This window comes from Micromonospora sp. DT231, assembly GCF_049847025.1.
Lineage (GTDB): Bacteria > Actinomycetota > Actinomycetes > Mycobacteriales > Micromonosporaceae > Micromonospora.
Genome location: NZ_JBNCNO010000001.1, coordinates 416,393 through 435,604, shown reverse-complemented (window position 1 = coordinate 435,604; position 19,212 = coordinate 416,393). Strand labels below are relative to the sequence as shown.

Here is a 19,212-nt window from a genome sequence, read left to right as displayed (position 1 = left end):
TCAGTGCTCGGGGTCCTCCTTGACCTGGGCCACGAGCTGGGTCGGGTTGACGTAGCGCAGGGCGACGACGAGCAGCACGAGCATCATCGACGTGTAGATGACCGCCATGGCGTCCACCGACTGCTGCGCCCGGATCCCGGACGCGGACATCGAGTAGTAGAGCGCCACGACGAGGGTCTGCGAGTCGGGGCCCGCGGTCAGGAAGGTCAGCTCGAACATGCCGACGGTCCGGACGAGGACGAGGATCGCCGAGGCGAGGATGCCCGGCACGAGCAACGGCGTGAGGACCCGGAGGAACACCGTACGCAGGCCCGCGCCGCACATCCGCGCGGCGCTCTCGATGCGCGGGTCGATCTGCTCGATGAACGGGGTCATGGTCAGGATGACGAAGGGCACCGATGGTACGAGGTTGGCGAGCACCACACCGGACATGTTCCCGGCCAGCCCGAACTTGTAGAGGACCGTCGCCAGCGGGATGCCGTACGTGATCGGGGGCATGAGGATGGGCAGCAGGAACACGAGGAAGATCAGCCGCTTGCCGGGGAAGGACCGCCGCGCGAGGACGTAGGCCGCCGGCACACCGATCAGCAGCGAGAGGCCCACGACGAGTACGGACACCTCAAGCGTCACGACGATGACCTGCAGGAGGGCGAACTCGTCCCAGGCCCGGCCGTACCAGCTGGTGGTGTAGCCGTCCGGGAGCCAGGTGTCGAACCAGCGCTGACCGAACGAGCTGACCAGCACGGACGCCACGACGCCCAGCAGGTTGAGGAAGAAGAAGATGACGACGCCCCACACGATCCAGGCGGCCGGGCGCGCGGTGACGCGTCGACGCCGCTGGTCGGTGGCGGGGGGTCGCGCCGGTGGCGCCTGGGTGATCGAAGCCATCAGCCCTTGCCTCCGGTGGCGCCGGTGTAGAAACGGCTGCGCGCGGCCAGCACGACCGCGATGACGACCAGCTCGACGAACCCCATGATCATGGCGATCGCCGACGCGTACGGGTAGTCGTACTGCTCGTACGCCGCCTGGTACGCGGCGAGGGAGATGACCCGCGTCTCACCGGCCGGATTGCCGACCAGGACGGCCGACGGGAACACGCTGAACGCCAACACGAACGTCAGGCAGAAGGTCGTGGCTAGACCCGGCATCAGCAGCGGCAGGGTGATCCGGGTGAACCGGCGACGCCAGTCCGCCCCCAACGTCGCGGCCGCCCGTTCCAGGGTGGGGTCGATCCCGGAGAGGTAGGAGAGCACCAGCAGGAACGCGAACGGGAAGCCGGTGATCACCAGCGAGAAGAACACGCCCCAGTAGTTGTGGGTCAGTCGTACCGGCTCGTCGACGAGGTGCGTGGCGAGCAGGATCCGGTTGAACCACCCGGTCGGGCCGAGGAAGTTGAGCAACCCCTGGGCGGTGAGGACGGTGCCGAGAGTGATCGGCACGACAAGCAGCGTGGTGACCAGCCGCTTGCCCCGGAACCGGCCGCGCATCCGGTACGCGATCGGCACGGCGGCGAGGACGTTCAGGAGCGCGGCGGGCAGCGCGATCCGCAGCGTGATCCAGATCGTGCCCCGCTCGTAGGCGTCGGAGAAGAACCTGGCGTAGTCGCTGAACGGCCCGCCGTCGGTCGGCTGGAACGAGAGCGACAGCCCGTAGAAGAACGGGTAGAGGAACAGGGCGATGACGAAGACCAGCGCCGGCACCAACAGGAAGAGTTGGCGATCGATGCCCCGTTCGGCGAGGCGGTGTTGCCAGTGCGCCAACGGTCGGCCCGGCCCGGGGGCGCTCACCGCCTCACCACCGCGGCGTCCGCGAGGCGGTCGGTCTCCGCTGTCGCGCCGGCGGGATAGACGAGCAGCCGCCGCGGGTCGATAGCGAGCTTGACCTGGTCACCGGGCGCGATCCGCTGCTCGGTACGCAGGTGCAGCGACTGACCCGTGTCGGTACGCGCCTCGGCCGCCAACTCGCGGCCCTGGTATTCCACCACCTCGATGGTCGCCGACAGGGCGTTGGAGGTCCCCCCGGCCCCGTCGACGCGGATGTCCTCGGGGCGTACCGCGACCACCACCTCCGTACCGTCGGCGAGGTCGCCCACGGCCTCGCCGAGCAGGCGCTGACCTGACGACTCGACGGTGGCCCGGCCGCCGTCGCGCCGCACCACCCGGCCCCGCCACAGGTTGCGGTAACCCATGAAGTCGGCGACGTGCCAGTTCGCCGGGCGGGTGTGCAGCTCGCGCGGTGACCCGATCTGCTGCACCCGCCCCTCGCGCAGCACCACCAGCCGGTCGGCCAGGGAGAGCGCCTCCTCCTGGTCGTGCGTGACGTAGACGGTGGTGAGCCCCAGCGACTGGTGCAGGCGGCGAATCTCGGTCCGCATCTCCAGCCGCAGTTTGGCGTCGAGGTTGCTCAACGGCTCGTCCATCAACACCAGCGACGGCTCGAACACGACGGCGCGGGCGATGGCGACGCGTTGCTGCTGACCGCCGGACAGTTGGCCGGGCAGCTTGTCGACGTGGTCCTCGAGCCGCACCAGACGCACCGCCTCCGCCGTACGCCGGCGGATCTCCTCCTTCGGCAGCCGCCGCATGCGCAGCCCGAAGGCGATGTTCGCCCGCACCGTCAGGTGCGGGAAGAGGGCGTAGCTCTGGAACACCATGCCGAAGCCCCGGCGCTCCGGTGGCAGCGTGTCGATCCGCCGCTCGTCCTGCCAGATGCTCCCCCGGGTCAACGGCAGGAGCCCGGCCAGGCAGTTCAGGGCCGTCGACTTGCCGCAGCCGGACGGGCCGAGCAGGGCGATGAACTCGCCCGTCTCGATGGTGAGGTCCAGCTCGGTGAGCGCGTCCTGGCCGCCGAACCGCCGGGACACCCCGTCCAACCGCAGCTGGGAGAAGGCACTCATCCCTGCTTGACCTTCCCGCCGCCGATCTCGCGGTCCCAGCGGTTGAACGCGGCCACGAGGCTCTTCGCGTCAAGTGGCACCTCGGTCGGGTTTCCGGCGATCAGCGCCTCGTACTCGGGGCGGCCGAACTCCCTGATCGCGTCCTGGCTCTTCTGCGGCGCCGAGGTGAGCCCGACGTCCTTCACGGCCGGGCCCGGATAGAAGTAGCCCTCGTCGTACGCCTTGGCCTGCTGCTCGGGGGTGAGCATGAACGCCAGCAGGGCCAGCACCGCCGCCTGGGTGTCCGTCGAGACGCCCTTGGGCAGCACGGCGTAGTGCGCGTCGGTGACCCAGTGGAATCCCTCGATCGGGGTGATCTTGGCTTCCTTCGGCACCGTGCCCAGCACCCGGGGGTTGATGTCCCAGCCGGTCGTGCTGACGATCAGGTGCGCCGTGCCGTTGGCGAGGTTCTTCATCGTCTCGGTCGTGCCGGACGGGTAGTAGTCCACGTACTGGCCCAGCTCCTTGAGGAAGGCCCAGGTCTTGTCCCACCCGGCGGTGGGGTCCTTGGGATTGGCGTCGCCCAGGATGTAGGGAAGCCCCATCAGGAAAGTGCGACCGGGGCCGGAGTTGGCCGGCCGGGCGTACTGGAACTTCTTGGGATTGGCCCTGGCCCAGGCGAGCAGGGCCGGCGCGCTTGTCGGTGGCGTGGCCAGGCGGGACGGCAGGTATTCCAGCAGCGGGCCGGACGGGTAGTAGGTGACCGTGACGCCGGAGTTGCCGGCGAGCTTCTGCATGGCGGCGGCCGGTTCCAGGTAGTCGCGCATGCCGCCGAGGCGGTCCTGGAACGTCGGCAACAGGTCGAGCCAGAGCCCCTGTTCGATCCCGGCCGCCAGCCCGTCGACGCCGGTCAGCACGAGGCCGATGTCCACCCGGTTCGCGCCCTGCTGAGCCTTGATCTTGCCGGCCAGCTCCGGCGCCGGCGCCTTCGAGTAGGTCACCCGGGAGATCATGTCGGGGTTCTTGGCGACGAAGTCGTCGATCATCCCCTGGGTCAGCTGGAGGTTGCCGGCAACGTCGAGGACGTTGAGCGTCACGGCCTTGCCGGGCCGCTGCGGCACCTCGCCCGTGGTGTCGCCGGTGGACGTGCCGGGGCCGTCCGGTGCCCCGCACCCGACCGCGCCCACGATTGCCGACGATGCCGTGACCAGGAGAACGCCGCGCCGCGTCATACCCATGAGCTGTTCCCTCCGCCAGGTGTCATCCCCGCTGATTCAGGCAGCCGGCGTGACGCGACGGCAATGGGTTGCCATGTATTGCCTCGCGCGAATGCGTTCACGGCACTGGTTTGTTACGAGGGCATTGCCGAGCACTCACCGCCGTCATACCATGATCACGGCGCGTAGCCGGGAGGAGCATGCAGATGCCCGACCACACCAGGCCGCCCGACAAGAGGGTCACGATCTACGACGTCGCGAGCGAAGCCGACGTCTCACCGTCCACGGTGTCCCGCGCCTTCTCCAGGCCGAGCCGCGTCAACTCCGAGACCGCCGAGCGGGTCCGGCAGGTCGCGGAGCGGCTCGGCTACCGGACCAACCCGCTCGCCCGAGCCCTCACCACGTCCCGCACGCGCATGATCGCGCTCGTCATCGCCGACATCACCAACCCGGTCTACGCCGGGATCGTGCGCGGTGCGCAGGAGACGGCGATGCACGACGAGTACACCACGGTGCTCATCGATGCCCAGGAGTCCGACCGGCTGGAGCGGGCCGCGATCGAACGCACGATGTCGACGGTCGACGGCATCGTGCTGGCCAGCAGCCGGATGTCCGACTCGGCGATCCGGATGTTCGCCAAGCAGCGGCCGGTGGTGGTCCTCAACCGCGCCGTCGCCGACGTGCCCTGCGTCGTGACCGACAACCCCCGTGGGGTCCGGCGGGCCGCCGAGCACCTCGGAGAACTGGGCCATGACCACATCACCTACGTCGCGGGGCCCCAGGCGTCGTGGCCGAACGGCATCCGCTGGCGGTCGTTGCTCGAAGCCGGCATGGAACTCGAGATCAAGGTGCGTCAGATCGGCCCGTTCAGCCCGACCATCGAGGGCGGCGAGCGAGCCGCCGAGGAACTCCGTGCCCGTCCCGCCACCGCCGTCCTCGCCTTCAACGACCAGATGGCGATCGGGCTCATCCGCGGCCTCACCCGGATGGGCGTCGACGTCCCGGGCGACGTCAGCATCGTGGGTTTCGACAACACCCTCGCCGCCGACATCGTCACACCCGGGCTGACCACTGTCGCGGCACCGTTCTACGCGGAGGGCTCGGCGGCAACCCGGCACCTCCTCACGATGATCGAGGGCGCCCCCGGGCACGCCGGCCGACCGATGGTCCTGCCGGTACGCCTCGTGGTCCGCCACTCGACGGCCGTCCGTCGGAGCGCGGGTCGCGCCCGACCGTGGGTACGTCAACAGCCCGCACCCGACCCGGCGGTGCCGGCTGGGTGGACCAGGCGCTCTCCGTGACCGAGTTCAGCGAGCAGAACACCGGCGACGCCGAACGCGGCGCCGTGCCCGTGTCGCCCGCGGTCGCCGACGATCAGTGCCAGGGATCGGCATCCGGATCCTCACCGAGCATCCGCGCGCTCTCCAGGCACAGGTCACTCCCGAAGAGCTGGTTGCCTCCGGAGTCGGTGCCCCACTGCTGGTCGGCGGCAACCTGCAGTTCGGGGTCATTGACGAGCTGAGCTCTGCCATCCGGTCGACAACGGCGTCCGGGATGCCGTGGTCAAGCCAGTGTTGACGGATGTCGCTACTCATCTCGCTGTAGAGACGATATCCCGCGATGCGCCTCCCACATCTCACGGGTCATTTCATACTCCACCTCGCCGGATTCTGTTCCTGGCACCGGGTCGTCCCAGGAAGGAAAGTACGTGCGCACGTACCGCATGCCGACGGCCTTCATCACGCCCTGAGATCCGACGTTCACCGTCATGGTCTGCGCGATCACCCGGCTCTGCCCGACCGTGTCGAAGGCATGCCGCAGCAGGGCCCGGGATGCCTCGCTGGCCAGACCTCTACGCCAGCAGCGGCGGGCAAGCCGGTAGCCCAACTCCGCGACGGTCGGATCGTCGGGCTGGTCGGGGCCGTGTGCGGGCGGAAGCATCATGAGCCCGACGACATCGCCCTGGTCCTCATGCTCCGGCGCCACCGTGCCACGCGCGCCGCCATCGGACCCGAACGCCATCCAGTAGCCCAGGCCGTCCACCTTGGCGGACAGCGCCAACCTCTGCGCGTGAGACGTGGCCACCTCGTCCCTGGATCGCGCCCGCCCGGTGATGTAGCGAAGCACCTCCGGGTCGGAGTCGAGCTCGACCTCCAGTTCGAAGTGCCGATCCGCGAGGGGAACCATCAGCAGACGGGCGGTACGTAGAGTCGGTTGAATCATTCGGCGACAGTTTCACGAGGCAGCCGGCGAGGCTACCCGATTCGAACGGGCCGGCCCTGGCTCCCCGTTGTGTCGCGACATCGCGGGGTGCGGAGACAGCTCGCATAGTGGTTCCCTGAGCACGAGGCTGACTGCGGACAGCGGGACTTGCGTTACGCCTGAGGATCCGCCCGGTCCGCCGCGTCCCTGAGCGACGACTGATCCGTGGCGGGCCGCGACGCACCGGCCGAGTCGCCCTGAGGCCGCGGGCCGCGACAAGAAACGACAACTCGTTGCCGAAGCATTGTCGCGCCGCTCACCATCGACGTGTATCCATCTGCTGACGTCGTCGTGCTCGCACGCCGGGCCGCACGGCGTCCCGAGTGTACGAACGAGGAGATGGCGATGATCCGAGGCTCGACGCCCAGGCTACGGCGGACCCTCATCGTGCTGGGCACGGTGCTCGCCACGGTCGCGGCCACCCTCACGGTCGCCACGACACCCGTCACCGCCGCCCCCTCACCCGACGACTACAGCGGCTCCGACCTGTGGCTACGGTACCTGCCGGTCAGCGACCCGAAGCTGCTGCGGGACTACCGCCGTACGGTCACCGGGATCGTGGTCGAGAACGCCGACGCCACGAAGGTCCACCGGCACACGCCGGATCTCGCCATGGCACCCGGGTCCGGTGAGAAGCTGGCCGAGAGCACGCTCGGCGCGGCCCGGGACGAGCTGGTGCGCGGGCTGGGCGGGCTGCTCGGCCAACCGACCCCCGTGACGACGGTCGACGGTCACCGCGTGCCGGACGGTGCGGTGGTCGTCGGCACGCCGACGAGTTCGCCGTTGGTGAGCCGTGCCGTCCCGGCGCGGGACCTGGCCAAGGTCGGCGACGAGGGTTATCTCGTCCGTTCGGTGACCAGCGGGAAGTCACGGTTCACCGTCATCGCCGGCAACACCGACCTCGGCGCGCTCTACGGGACCTACGCGTTCCTGCGGCTGATGCAGACCCAGAAACCCATCGGCCACCTCCGGGTCGCGGAGTCCCCGAAGATCAAGCATCGACTGCTGAACAACTGGGAGACCGAGCGCCTCTACGCCGGCAACAACGCCTCCGGACTGGGCGGGTTGAACGGTGAGAGCGGGGCGATCTTCAACTTCGCGGCGACCGGGGCGAGTGCCGACAAGAACCTGCCCGTCATCCTCGACCGCTACGTCGTCGTGGCACGCGCGTTGGCGTCGCTGGGCATCAACGGCATCACCATCAACAACGTCAACGCCGACAACGCGTACCTGACCAGCGCCCGGATCGCGCAGGAGGCGGCCCTCGCCGACGCGCTGCGTCCGTACGGCATCAAGCTGGGCCTGTCGATCCGCTACACCGCCCCCACGGACACCCGGTTCGCACCGGACACGCTCACCAACAGCCAACTCGACCCGTACGGCACCGACTTCCGGGGCTGGTGGCAGCGCCGGGCGCAGCAGATCCAGGCCGCCATCCCGGACTTCATGGGCTTCACCGTGAAGGCCAACTCGGAGGGCCAGCCCGGCCCGCAGGACTTCGGGTACGACCACGGCGACGGCGCCAACGCCATCGGCGCGGCCGTCGCGCCCCTCGGGATGACGGTCCACTGGCGGACGTTCGTCTACAACGCCGAGGTCGACAACGACCGGCTCAAGCGGGCCTACCTGGAGTTCGGGCCGATCGACGACGAGGTCCAGCCGGACGGCAGCAGAGGCCGCTTCGCCGACAACATGTTCCTGCAGACCAAGAACGGGCCGCTGGACTTCCAGGCGCGGGAGCCCATCCACCCGATGTTCGGCCGGATGGAGAACACCAACCAGGCCCTGGAACTCCAGATCACGCAGGAGTACACGGGCCAGAACTGGATGCTCACCTACCTCGGCCCCATGTACGAGGAGATCCTCAAGACCGACACGTACGCGACCGACGCGAACGGGAAGCTGCTCAAGAAGCGCCTGGTCGGCGACATCGTCGACGGGAGCGCCCAGCACCATCCGGACACCGCCATCGTGGGTGTCGCCAACCTCGGCAACGCCGACAACCTGACCGGGCACCACTTCGCCCAGGCCAACCTCTTCGCCTTCGGCCGTCAGGCGTGGGACTGGACGCTCGACTCGGCGGACATCGCGACCGACTGGGTCCGGATGACCTGGGGCAACGACAGGCGTGTCGTCGACACCATCCGCACGATGATGATGGGGTCGTGGGAGGCGCTGGTGAGCTACCAGACGCCGCTGGGCATCGGCCACCAGTTCGCCGAGGGCGCGCACTACCGTCCCGACCCGGCCGACTGGGCGGGCCGCGACGACTGGAGCCCGGTCTACTACAACCAGGCCGACAGCGTCGGCCTCGGCTACGACCGCTCCCCCACCGGCAGCAACCTCGCCGCCCAGTACTTCCCCCGGCTCCAGCGGCGCTACGGAGACATCGACTCGGTCCCGGAGAACCTGCTGATGTGGTTCCACCACGTGCCGTGGGGCCATCGGATGGACAGCGGTCGGCCGTTCTGGGACGAGCTGGTCTACCGCTACCAGATGGGCGTGCAGTACGTGACCTGGATGCGGGAGACCTGGGAGACGCTCCAGGCCGACATCGACGCACGGCGGTTCGCGGAGGTACGCGCCAAGCTGGCCGTCCACGAGACGGACGCCGCCGACTGGCGGGACACGTCGGTGAACTACTGGAAGGAGTTCAGCGGGCGGGACATCCCGGTCGACGACGCGCCCCTCTCGGCGAAGATCGTCGTGAACGGGAAGACGTTCGGCGGCTTCAACCTGTCCGACGCCTCGTACACCATCCCGGTTCGCGCCGGGGGCTCCCCCACCATCACCAAGGTGCGGACGGCCGATCCCAAGGCGCGCTACCAGATCGTGTCCCAGGCGGTGAGCGTTCCCGGGCAGGCGGTCGTCAAGGTCACGACGGAGAGCTTCTTCGGCCCGCTGGTGAAGAACTACGTCTTCAACCTGGTGCCCGACACGACGCTGACGAGCCTGCGCGTCGGCGGTCAGCCGCTGACCTCCTTCGCGCCGACGACGCTGCACTACAACGCCCTCCTGCCGGCCGGCACCACGGCCGTGCCGACGGTCACCGCCGAGGCCGCCGATCCCGCCGCCACCGTCGCGGTCGAACAGGCGAACAGCGCCACCGGGCAGGCCCGGGTCACCGTCACGAACGGCGCGGCGACGTCGGTCTACACGGTGGACCTCAACACCACGAGCACGGGCAGCGACGAGTTCGGCTCGGCCGCCCTCGGCGCGCAGTGGCAGTGGGTACGACCGGACGACAGCCGCTGGCGTCTGGCCGACGGGTCGCTCGTCATCACCGCACAGCAGGGTGACCTGCAGGGCGCCACCAACACCGCGAAGAACCTGGCCCTGCAGGACGTCGACGGTGACTGGACGGCCGAGTCCAGGGTCGACTTCTCCCGCCCGCTGGCCGCCAACAACGAACAGGGCGGTGTCATCGGGTACGCCGACGACGACAACTACGTGAAGCTCGCCTGGGAGATGGGCAGCGCGACCGCGGCCGTCAACAAGGTCCGGCTCGTCCTGCTGCGCGAGCAGAACGGCGCGACGTCGACCGTGGAGATCACCGGCGCGGACGCCCAGCGGATCGTCGGGGCCGACGGTGCCATCTGGCTCCGACTCACCAAGATCGGCGACAGCTACCGCGCCTACTACTCACGCGACGGGAGCGTCTACCGCTACATCGGCTCCACGACGTTGAACGTCGAGACGACGAAGGCCGGGCTGGTGGCCTTCAACCGGGCCGGCACCTCCACCGACCTCGACGTCGCCTTCGACTACTTCCGGGTCGAGAGCCGAGGCGAGCGCATCCGCTAATCCGACCGTCGGCCGGGTCCGGTGACACGCCGGACCCGGCCGGCGTGTGGCGCGACGTGCGGGAGCCACCGCGGCACCGAAAGCCGCGACCGGGCCCGTCCCCAGTGGGGACGGGCCCGGTCTCGCTCCCCCGAGCGGGATCTGTCGCCGTCAGCCCCCGATGGCGATGGCGAAGATGTGCATCGTCGACACGTTCGTCGCCGGCCGGGCGCTGATGTTGGGCAGCACGACCGAGGCGACCGCCTTGCTCTGCAACGCGACACCCACGTAGTAGACGCAGGCCGCGGTGTTCTGCCGCTGGTTGTTGGGCCGGTTCTGGTACGCCGACACGATGGCCGCGGTCCCCGCGGAGCTCGGCCCGCCGTACCAGTCCGGCGTGCTCAGCGTGAACGTCTGGCGGGTGCCGTCGGCGTAGACCACCGTGCCCGTGCCCGACGGGGCGCCGTAGGTGCCGGCCAGGAGGAAGCCGAGGGTCCGGCCCGTGCCGGTCACGCTTATCGTCTGGCCCGAGGCGATGGCGTTGTCGGCGGCGCCCGAGCTGACGCTGGGCCACCGGAAGTTGACGCCGTTGCGGCTCACCGTGCCGCCCGGGCTGGCACCGGCGGCGGCCAGGGCCTGCGCCGAGAACGACGCCCCGCCACCGTCGATGTTCGCGACGTTTGTGTTGCTGTCGCTGCTGATGCCGACGTTGCTGAAGCTCTGCTCCAGCGTCGGTAGGGCGACGCCCGTGCTGGTGACCCGGTAGGTGCGCCCGGCCTGCACGGTGACCTCGATCAGGTCGGACTCGATCCGGGTGACCCGGGCCGCCGTACCGTCGGCGGTGTCGACCACGGTGACGGTGCCGGTGAGGATCCGGGCGCGCAGGCGGACCGTGCCGGCGCGGTCCGGTCGGACGAGGATCTCGGTGGCCTGACCGCTGCTCCAGGTGACGTCGACCGTGTGCCCGCCCCGACCCCGCAGGCCGGCCACCCGTCCACTCGGCCAGGCCGGCGGCAGCGCGGGCAGGACGTGCAGCTCGCCCGTGTGGCTCTGCAACAGCATCTCGGCGATGCCGGCGGTGGCGCCGAAGTTGCCGTCGATCTGGAACGGCGGGTGCAGGTCGAACATGTTGGGCGCGAGCCGTGCGGTGGTGGCGAGGTAACGGATCAGGTCGTGGGCCCGCTTACCCTCCTCCATCCGAGCCCAGAAGTTGATTTTCCAGGCCAGCGACCAGCCCGTGCCGTCGTCGCCGCGCAGCGCCAGGGTCCGCCGGGCCGCCTCGAACAACTGTGGGGTGCCGCGCTTGGTGATCTGGTTGCTGGGGGCCAGACCGTACAGGTGCGAGATGTGCCGGTGGTTGGGCTCGGTCTCCACCCAGTCGTAGAGCCACTCCATGATGTTGCCGCGCGAGCCGACCTTCATCGGTGGGAGGCGGTCCCGGGTGGCGCGTACCTGGGCCCGGAAGGTGCTGTCCACGTCGAGGATCTCGCTCGCGCGGGCGCAGGCGTCGAACAGGTCCCGCAGGATCTGGTTGTCCATCGTGGGGCCGGCGCAGACGCTGGCGTTCGCGTGGTGGCTGAGCTCCGGCGAGTTCGACGGGTTGGTCACCAGGTAGCCGAGGGTCGGTTCGGTCACCAGGGTGTTGAGGAAGAACTGCGCGGCGCCCTTCATGGCCGGGTAGTTCGTCCGCAGGAACTCGATGTCACCGTTGAACAGGTAGTGGTCCCAGATCAGCGTGGACAGCCAGGCGCCACCGGTCTGCCACATGCCCCAGAACGCGCCGTCCACCACCGCGGTGGCCCGCCACGCGTCGGTGTTGTGGTGGGTGACCCAGCCACTGGCGGCGCCGTACTGCACCTGGGCGGTGCGCGCTCCGGTGACGGCGAGGTCACGGACCAGGTCGAAGACCGGGTTGTGGCACTCGGCGAGGTTTGTGGTGTTGGCCGGCCAGTAGTTCATCGGCAGGTTGGCGTTGATCGTGTACTTCGAGTCCCAGGACGGGGCCAGGGAGTCGTTCCAGATGCCCTGGAGGTTTGCCGGCTGCGTGCCGGGCCGCGAGGACGAGATCAGCAGGTACCGCCCGAACTGGAACAGCAGCGCCGAGAACTGCGGGTCGTTGACGCTGTTGTGCTGGGCGATCCGGACGTCTGTCGTCTGGTCGGCCGCGGAGGTGCGGCCCAGGTCCAGGGTGACCCGGCCGAACAGCGCCTGGTAGTCGGCCACGTGCCGGCTGCGCAGCTGGTCGTAGCTGCTGGCCCGCGCGGCGGTGAGGCGCTGCCGGGCGATGCCCTGGTAGTCGCCGCCGACGTTGCGGTAGTTGACGTAGCTGGAGCCGATGGAGACCAGCAGGGTCACGCTGTTGGCGTTCGTCACCCGCAGGGTGCCGCCGGAGCTGGACACGCTGCCGCCGCTGACGGTGGCGTTGGCCAGGGCGAGGAAGCGGACCGCACCGGTGACGCCCTCCATGTTTCCGGAGACGCCGTCGAGGCCGATGGTGGTGCCGTCCGGGCTGGACACCGTGGTGCGCTGCGGGCTGTCGAAGGTGGCGGTGAAGCTGATCGAGCCGGTCCGGTCGGCGGTCAGCCGGATCGCGATGACCTGGTCCGGCGCGCTGGCGAACACCTCCCGCTGGTGTCGAACGCCGTTCAGCACGTAGGTCGTGGTGGCGGTGGCGGTGGTGAGGTCGAGCGTCCGGGTGTGCTGGGACGCTCCGCTGGCGGAGCCGAAGGCGAGCCGGAGGTTGCCGACGGTCTGGTAGGCCAGCTGGCCGCCGGGGTTCCCCATCATGGTCTGGTTGATCAGATCCTGGGCCTGGGTCCACTGGTTCGCGTTGACCAGCCGTCGGATCTCGGCCAGCGCTCCCGCGCCTCGGGGGTTGCTGGGGTCGTGGGGCCCACCGGCCCAGACGGTGTCCTCGTTGAGCTGGAGGCGTTCCGTGTCGACGTTGCCGAAGACCATGGCGCCGAGCCGGCCGTTGCCGATCGGCAACGCCCGCAGCCAGTCGGTGCCGGCCCCTTCGTCGTACCAGAGCGCGAGGTCACCGGCGGCCAGCACCTGCGGCGGCGCCACCGAGTCCGCGTTGGCGACGGCCGTCCAGGGCAGCGGCAGGAGGGCACCGCCCGCGCCGGCCGCACCTATCTTGAGGGCTTGGCGTCGGGTCAGGTCTGACATCGATCCTCCAAACGGTGACCGATCCGGCCACCCCGATGCGTGACAACTGTGGTAACCGAGATGGGTCCGCTTCCCGGATCGACCAGGCCCTTGTGGAGCAGGCCAGCGCCGGGCCCGAGTCAGCCAGACATCTGATGTGTTTCGCGAAGGTTACTCCGGCGCCACGCAATAGGCAACGATCGATCGACGGGTACAATCCGCACCACCGGGCCCTGCCATCATGGATGATCGTCACGATGGCAGCGGACCCGGCGACGCCGAGCGCCGGCACGATGCCGGCGGACGCCGCTCCGGCGACACATACATCAGATGTACGGCGGCGAGCAGGCGAAATCGGCGCGGGGTCTCCGGCCTCGGATGCCCGGCGCCTGGTGTCGATCAGACGAGGTCGAAGGACTCCCACGGGCCGACCGCCGTGCGGTTCGCGATCAGCGGGTCCGCGCCGGCGTTCTCCGCGCAGACGTACCTGCCGTTCGCACTGCTGCGGAAACTGACACTGCCGTCCGGATTCGCCACCCGCGTGAACGTCTCCCAGCCGCCGATCACGTCCCGGTCGGCCACCAGGGCCGCCGCGCCGGCCTGCTGCGCACAGACGTACTTCCCGGTCCTGGTGGACCGCAGGGCCACGAGACCGCCACCGGCGTCGACCACGGTGAACGTCTCCGACCCCGACGGCAGCGAGGCGACCAACGGCGAACCACCCACGAAGCGGCCGTTGGCGCGGGACCTGACGCCGACGGCGGTGGGCGGGGTCGGGGTCGAGCCGATCACCGGTGCCGTCGGCCGGGTGGCGGTCAACGTGATCGCACCCTTGAGCATCCGGCCACCGTCACCGGTGAGCCGCAGGTAGTAGTCCGCCGAGCACGCCGTGCCGTCCTCGTCCAACGGCAGGAACGTCGAACCGGCCGGGACGAACGCCGCGCTCTCGGCCGTCTTGGCGATCTGGTTGCCCTCGTTGTACTCGTCGAACATCGAGACGTAGATCGCCGGCGCGCCCGCCCGGATCACGTTGTAGAACTGCCGCCACATGAAGTCGCCGTGTGCGCGCTGCCGCTCCTGCAGATCGCCGGGCAGCACGCACGGCTGGTAGTCGATGCCGTGCGCCACGCAGTCCCGCACGTCGGCGAGGGTGACGTTGGTGTAGAACCAGTCCGACCCGGCCACGTCGCCGATCCGGCCCACCATCCACGGCGAGATCATGTGGTACGCGTGGTAGACGTCGGAGAAGCCGGGCCGCGAGTCGCTGTCGCCGTTGCGCCAGTGCGTCGGCGTGCCGCCCATGACGTACACGCCCTGCGCCTTGAACCAGTTGATGACGTCGAGGCAGACCGCGGCGCTCCACGGGTGGTTGGCGTCGTTGAAGCCGAACCCCCAGATGCCGACCACCGGCTTGCCGTTCTGCTTCGCGTACGCCGGGGAGGCCGTGTAGGCCCTCATCTTGCCCACCCAGTCGTCCTTGATCTGCTGCTACATGTCGGTCCAGCCGCTGACGTCGTACATGATGTAGAACTTGCGGCCGAACTGCTCGGCCGCGTTGCGCACCTTGACCGTCACGGCGTCGCGGATCGGACCCTCGCCGCCGACCGGGTTGAAGCGCTGCAGCGCGGCGGTGTCCAGCCCGTTCTCCTGCATCCAGCGAAAGTGGGTGTCCACGGTCTGCTGGTCGTAGGACGAGAAGAGCGAGGCGGGCTGCCCGTTGCCCAGGTTCTGATATCCGGTCTTGTACACCCGGTCGTAGTCGCGCACGTCCGGCCACGACTTGAGGGCCTCGTTGACCGGCGAGGGAGTCTTCTGCCAGTCCTGGCCGTAGTGCCACCACCCGGTCAACGGACTCCCGTCGCCGGCCCCGGTGAACCATCCCTGGTACCCGACGGTGACCTTTCCGACGACGTCGCCGGGCGGGCTCACCGCGACAGCGGCGGAGCCGTCGAAGGAGACCCCGGCGACGGTGGCCGCGGTGCTGGCCATCGCGGTGCCGAGCAGGGTACGGCGAGACAGCCTCATGCGGGTGGCAACTTTCCTCGAAGGACGTTCAGCCCCGCTCGCGGAGCAGGGATGATCCAGACGGGACGAGGGTAGTAAGCCGGCCGGCCGGCCACCACGCTGAGCCACGGGACTTCAAAGAAGCTTAAGAGTAAGGGGACCAGCGGTATGCGGATCGTCACGAGCAAGCAACGCGCAGCAGGTCAGATCGACTGCAACCACAGTCGACTCCACCGCGTGTAGCGCGAAACCGCCATCCCTGCTGATCCGGAGGAACGATGACCCGCACCGCGCTCCGCGCCCTCGTACCCGTCACCCTGCTGGCAGGCCTGGCGGCCTGCACCACGGCCCCGGCCACTCCGGTAGCCGGCGACAGCACGACGTCACCCGTACCCAGCGCCACGTCCGCCTCCCCTGCGGCGCCGACCACCGTCGCGTCGCCGACCCGCAGCGCGGTGGCCGCGACGCCGACCACCACCGCCGAGGCCGCCTGTCCCGTCGGCGCCGCGACCCTGCAGCGGGCGTCCGGGCTGAACAGCAGCACCCACCGGATCAACCCCGACCACATCAAGTGCGCCCGCCGGTGGGCCACCGCGGGTATTCGCGCCGTCGACCCCGGGATGCAGGGCGACGGCGTGATGGTGTTCGAGTATTCCGGCGGCACCTGGCGGAAGCTGGGCGAGGGCAGCGCTCTCGAGTGCAGCCCGTTCGGCATCCCGGCGGAGATCGGCGACGAGGTCGGCTGTCACGACCGCTGAGCGGCCGGGTCCGACGGCACCGCTGCCGTCGGACCCGGTGAGTCGCTCCACCGCAGTGGTCAGCCGTTGGCGGTCGCGTCCAGCGCCGTCCGAAGCTGCGCCAGGAAATCACCAAGTTCCGCCGCCGAGGCCCCGTCGAGCACGCGACGCATGAGCGCCGAGCCCACCGCGACCCCGTCGGCGTAACCGACGGCCTCGGCCGCCTGCTGCGGACCGGAGATCCCGAAGCCGAGGACCACGGGCAGATCCGTGACCTGTCGCAGCGATGTCACCAACCGCTCGCCGGCCTGGCCCAACGTGGACTGCTCGCCGGTGGTCGCCATGACGCTCACCGCGTAGACGAAGCCCCGGCTGCGCGTGGCGATCTCGTCAAGGCGCTGCGGCACGGTCGCCGGGGAGGCGAGCAGCGCGAGGTCGAGCATGCTGCCCGCCGCCGCCGTGGAGACCGGCTCCATCTCGTCGACCGGCAGGTCCGGCACGATCAGACCGTCCACCCCGGCGTCGGCGAGCGCCGCGCAGAACCCCCCGGCCCCGCCGTGCAGGACCAGGTTGGCGTAGGTGAACGCGATCAACGGCACGGGCAGTGCGAGCCGGGTGACCTCGTCGAGGATCTGCCGGGTGGTGACGCCCCGGAGCAGGGCCCGGTGCGACGACTCCTGCACGACGGGTCCGTCCAGGATGGGGTCGGAGAACGGGAGGCCAACCTCGATGGCGTCGGCGCCCGCGTCCACGGCGGCCCGCAACAGGTCGGTCCAGTTGTCGGTGACACCGCCCGTCACGTACGGCACGAGCAGCTTGCGGCCGGCGGCCTTGGCGGCGCGGGCCCGGATCTCCAGTGCGTTCACGACAGCTCCATCAGGGTCGCCATGTCCTTGTCACCCCGCCCGGAGAGGGTGAGCAGCACCGTCGCACCCGGGGGGATCGTGCCGTCACCGGCGGCACGGATCACCCAGGCGACCGCGTGGGCGGATTCCAGCGCACAGAGGATGCCCTCCGCACGGGCCAGCCGGTGGGTGGCGGCGAGTACCTCGGCGTCGTCCACCGTCACGTAGGTGGCGCGACCCGACTCGGCCAGGTACGCGTGCTCCGGCCCCACGCCCGGGTAGTCCAGACCGGCGGCGATCGAGTGGGCCTCACTGATCTGCCCGTGCTCGTCCTGGAGCACCAGGGAGCGGAAGCCGTGCAACACGCCGGGGGTGCCGGCGCTGACCGCGGCGCCACCGGCCGCCTCGACACCGACCAGCCGGGCCGGCGTGTCGATGAAGCCGGCGAACGTGCCGGCCGCATTGGACCCGCCGCCGACGCAGGCCACGACGTAGTCGGGGGTGCTGGTGACGAGGTCGGCCGCGCACTGCGCGCGGGCCTCGTCACCGATCACCCGCTGGAACTGGCGGACCATCCAGGGGTACGGGTGTGGGCCCATCGTCGAGCCGAAGCAGTAGTAGGTGTCGTCGACGGAGGTGACCCAGTGGCGCAGGGCCTCGCTGCAGGAGTCCTTGAGGGTGCGGCTGCCGGATGTCACGGGCACCACCTCGGCGCCCAGCATCTTCATCCGGAAGACGTTGAGCTGCTGCCGTTCGATGTCCTTCGTGCCCATCAGGACGGTCGTGGGCATGCCGAACAGGGCACCGGCGGTGGCGGTTGCCACGCCGTGCTGTCCCGCGCCGGTCTCGGCGATCAGTCGCCGCTTGCCCATCCGCCGGGCCAGCAGCGCCTGCCCCAACACATTGTTGATCTTGTGGGAGCCGGTGTGGGTGAGGTCCTCCCGCTTGAGCAGCAGGTTGACGCCCAGCTCCGCGGAGAGGCGCAGCGCGGGTGTCAGCGGCGTCGGCCGGCCGACGTAGACGGAGAGCAGGTGGTTCAACTCGCCGCGGAACAGCGGATCCGCCCAGGCCTCGGTGAAGGCCCGCTCGACCTCGACACAGGCCGGAACGAGCGACTCCGGCACGAAGCGTCCGCCGTAGTCACCGAACCTGCCGAGCCCCGAGGGTCGACGGGGGTCGACCTGGGCTGCTGGGCGGGCGGAGCGTAGGAGCTGATCCACGGCACATCCCCTCACAGTTCTAGAACGATGAGGTCTTTATAGCAGGGCGACCGACCAGTGTTCTAGATCTGTCGGTAAATAGTTCTAGAACAGTTGAGACGGGCGTGCGGCGGCTCCCGCCACCCCACCCGTCAGCCCGGTCCGGGGCCGGTGGCCCCGGCCAGCCCGGTGCCATCACCGACCGCGTAGCTGATCTGATTGCCGCCGACCTCGCGAATGTTCCTGATCACGACGCTGTCTCCCGCGAGGATGGCGACGTCGACGACAAGCGTGCGCCGGTCGGCGTCGCGGGTGATCCGCTCGCTGCGCATCGCCGGCACGCCTTCGGGCAGTCCGAGCAGATCACCGATGCGTTCGGGCATGAGCACCGGCGAGATCGTCTCCTCGGCCTGCACGGCCGCCGCGCCGGCCCGCTCGGCGAGCACGGCGTACAGCTCGTTCTTCTCGAAGTCGACACCCTGGAGCAGGTCGCCGAAGGGCTGCGGAACATAGGACACCTGATGGATCAGCGGAGCGCCCCGGACGACCCGGACCCGCTCCAGCGTGAGCACCCTGTCGCCCACGGCGATCCCCAACCGCGCGGCGAGTTCGTCGGGCACCGCGACGACGTCGCGGGCCAGCACCCGGGTCAGCACCTCGATGCCGTGCGCCCGCAGGTCGTCGGCGAGGCTGCGCAGGTTGCCCATCGAGTACGGGACCGGCATCGCCCGGACGTAGGTGCCCTTACCGGGAAGCTGATCCACCACTCCCCGGTCGCACAGCTCGTCCAGGGCCTGCCGCAGCGTCATGAGGCTGACGCCGTACTGCTCGCTCAGGTGTCGCTGGCCGGGCAGCGCGTCACCGGGGGCGAACTCCCCCCTGCTGATCCGCTTGATCAGGTCGTCGCGGATGACCATGTACTTCGGAGTCCTGCCCGGAATGACGCGCATGCACTACCCAGCCCTGAGTCGCAACGGAGCGGGCCGCGCCGCCTGACGCGTGCGGCGCGCCACCCTCCTCTTCCGGGTGCCAGCGTATGGCCGAGGCCCGGCGCCGCCTACGCACGGGTCGCACCGTGCGGGCGGTTCGCCGGGTGGCCGACCTGCCCGCCGAGCAGGGATGGAGCGCGGTCGCACCCGC

At 69.8% G+C, this 19,212-nt stretch carries 14 protein-coding genes; 3 read left to right on the top strand and 11 right to left on the bottom strand.

Features of this window, described 5'->3' with window-relative positions; translation table 11 throughout:
- Genes ACPXBU_RS01805 through ACPXBU_RS01790 form a run of 4 tightly spaced genes read right to left on the bottom strand, consistent with a single transcriptional unit; the run spans position 1 to position 4,113 of the window.
- Positions 1–888 carry an ABC transporter permease gene (locus tag ACPXBU_RS01805; RefSeq protein ID WP_393368503.1) on the bottom strand — a complete coding sequence of 296 codons (888 nt, stop codon included), beginning with the start codon at positions 886–888 and terminating at the stop codon, positions 1–3.
- Positions 888–1,787, bottom strand: coding sequence for an ABC transporter permease (locus ACPXBU_RS01800; protein WP_425755893.1), 900 nt, complete (start codon positions 1,785–1,787; stop codon positions 888–890). The genes ACPXBU_RS01805 and ACPXBU_RS01800 overlap by 1 nt, the downstream gene beginning before the upstream one ends.
- Positions 1,784–2,896 carry an ABC transporter ATP-binding protein gene (locus ACPXBU_RS01795; RefSeq protein WP_425755891.1) on the bottom strand — a complete coding sequence of 371 codons (1,113 nt, stop codon included), beginning with the start codon at positions 2,894–2,896 and terminating at the stop codon, positions 1,784–1,786. The genes ACPXBU_RS01800 and ACPXBU_RS01795 overlap by 4 nt, the downstream gene beginning before the upstream one ends.
- Positions 2,893–4,113, bottom strand: coding sequence for an extracellular solute-binding protein (locus ACPXBU_RS01790; protein ID WP_425755890.1), 1,221 nt, complete (start codon positions 4,111–4,113; stop codon positions 2,893–2,895). Before ACPXBU_RS01790 ends, ACPXBU_RS01795 begins: the two co-directional genes overlap by 4 nt.
- Positions 4,114–4,298: 185 nt before the next feature.
- Here ACPXBU_RS01790 and ACPXBU_RS01785 point away from each other — a divergent pair, with 185 nt between their 5' ends.
- Entirely contained in the window at positions 4,299–5,393 is a 1,095-nt protein-coding gene (locus ACPXBU_RS01785) for a LacI family DNA-binding transcriptional regulator (protein WP_425755888.1), read from the top strand.
- A gap of 286 nt (positions 5,394–5,679) precedes the next feature.
- On the opposite strand, the gene ACPXBU_RS01780 is transcribed toward ACPXBU_RS01785, so the two are convergent.
- A complete protein-coding gene (locus tag ACPXBU_RS01780; RefSeq protein WP_393368494.1) occupies positions 5,680–6,315 on the bottom strand; it encodes a GNAT family N-acetyltransferase in 636 nt (211 codons plus the stop codon).
- 378 nt (positions 6,316–6,693) lie between these two features.
- Between ACPXBU_RS01780 and ACPXBU_RS01775 the strand changes: the two genes are divergently transcribed.
- Complete coding sequence (locus ACPXBU_RS01775; RefSeq protein WP_425755886.1) at positions 6,694–10,158, top strand: alpha-glucuronidase family glycosyl hydrolase; 3,465 nt, start codon at positions 6,694–6,696, stop codon at positions 10,156–10,158.
- Positions 10,159–10,308: 150 nt separating this feature from the next.
- On the opposite strand, the gene ACPXBU_RS01770 is transcribed toward ACPXBU_RS01775, so the two are convergent.
- The 3 genes from ACPXBU_RS01770 to ACPXBU_RS01760 all read right to left on the bottom strand — a co-directional run bounded on the left by ACPXBU_RS01770 (position 10,309) and on the right by ACPXBU_RS01760 (position 15,312).
- Positions 10,309–13,308, bottom strand: coding sequence for a glycoside hydrolase family 95 protein (locus ACPXBU_RS01770; protein ID WP_425755884.1), 3,000 nt, complete (start codon positions 13,306–13,308; stop codon positions 10,309–10,311).
- Positions 13,309–13,686: 378 nt separating this feature from the next.
- Positions 13,687–14,754 carry a hypothetical protein gene (locus ACPXBU_RS01765; protein WP_425755882.1) on the bottom strand — a complete coding sequence of 356 codons (1,068 nt, stop codon included), beginning with the start codon at positions 14,752–14,754 and terminating at the stop codon, positions 13,687–13,689.
- A gap of 21 nt (positions 14,755–14,775) precedes the next feature.
- Positions 14,776–15,312 carry a hypothetical protein gene (locus ACPXBU_RS01760; protein ID WP_425755880.1) on the bottom strand — a complete coding sequence of 179 codons (537 nt, stop codon included), beginning with the start codon at positions 15,310–15,312 and terminating at the stop codon, positions 14,776–14,778.
- Between the two features lie 257 nt (positions 15,313–15,569).
- Between ACPXBU_RS01760 and ACPXBU_RS01755 the strand changes: the two genes are divergently transcribed.
- The gene (locus ACPXBU_RS01755) at positions 15,570–16,049 is read left to right on the top strand and encodes a hypothetical protein (RefSeq protein WP_425755878.1); all 480 of its coding nucleotides are present in this window, start codon (positions 15,570–15,572) and stop codon (positions 16,047–16,049) included.
- 59 nt (positions 16,050–16,108) lie between these two features.
- Here ACPXBU_RS01755 and trpA read toward each other — a convergent pair whose 3' ends face one another.
- The 3 genes from trpA to ACPXBU_RS01740 all read right to left on the bottom strand — a co-directional run bounded on the left by trpA (position 16,109) and on the right by ACPXBU_RS01740 (position 19,022).
- Positions 16,109–16,894: a tryptophan synthase subunit alpha gene (gene trpA, locus ACPXBU_RS01750; RefSeq protein WP_425755876.1), complete on the bottom strand. Its 786-nt coding sequence runs from the start codon at positions 16,892–16,894 to the stop codon at positions 16,109–16,111.
- The gene (gene trpB / locus ACPXBU_RS01745; RefSeq protein WP_425755874.1) at positions 16,891–18,093 is read right to left on the bottom strand and encodes a tryptophan synthase subunit beta; all 1,203 of its coding nucleotides are present in this window, start codon (positions 18,091–18,093) and stop codon (positions 16,891–16,893) included. Before trpB ends, trpA begins: the two co-directional genes overlap by 4 nt.
- 131 nt (positions 18,094–18,224) lie before the next feature.
- A complete protein-coding gene (locus tag ACPXBU_RS01740; RefSeq protein WP_425755872.1) occupies positions 18,225–19,022 on the bottom strand; it encodes a GntR family transcriptional regulator in 798 nt (265 codons plus the stop codon).
- Between the last annotated feature and the right edge of the window lie 190 nt (positions 19,023–19,212).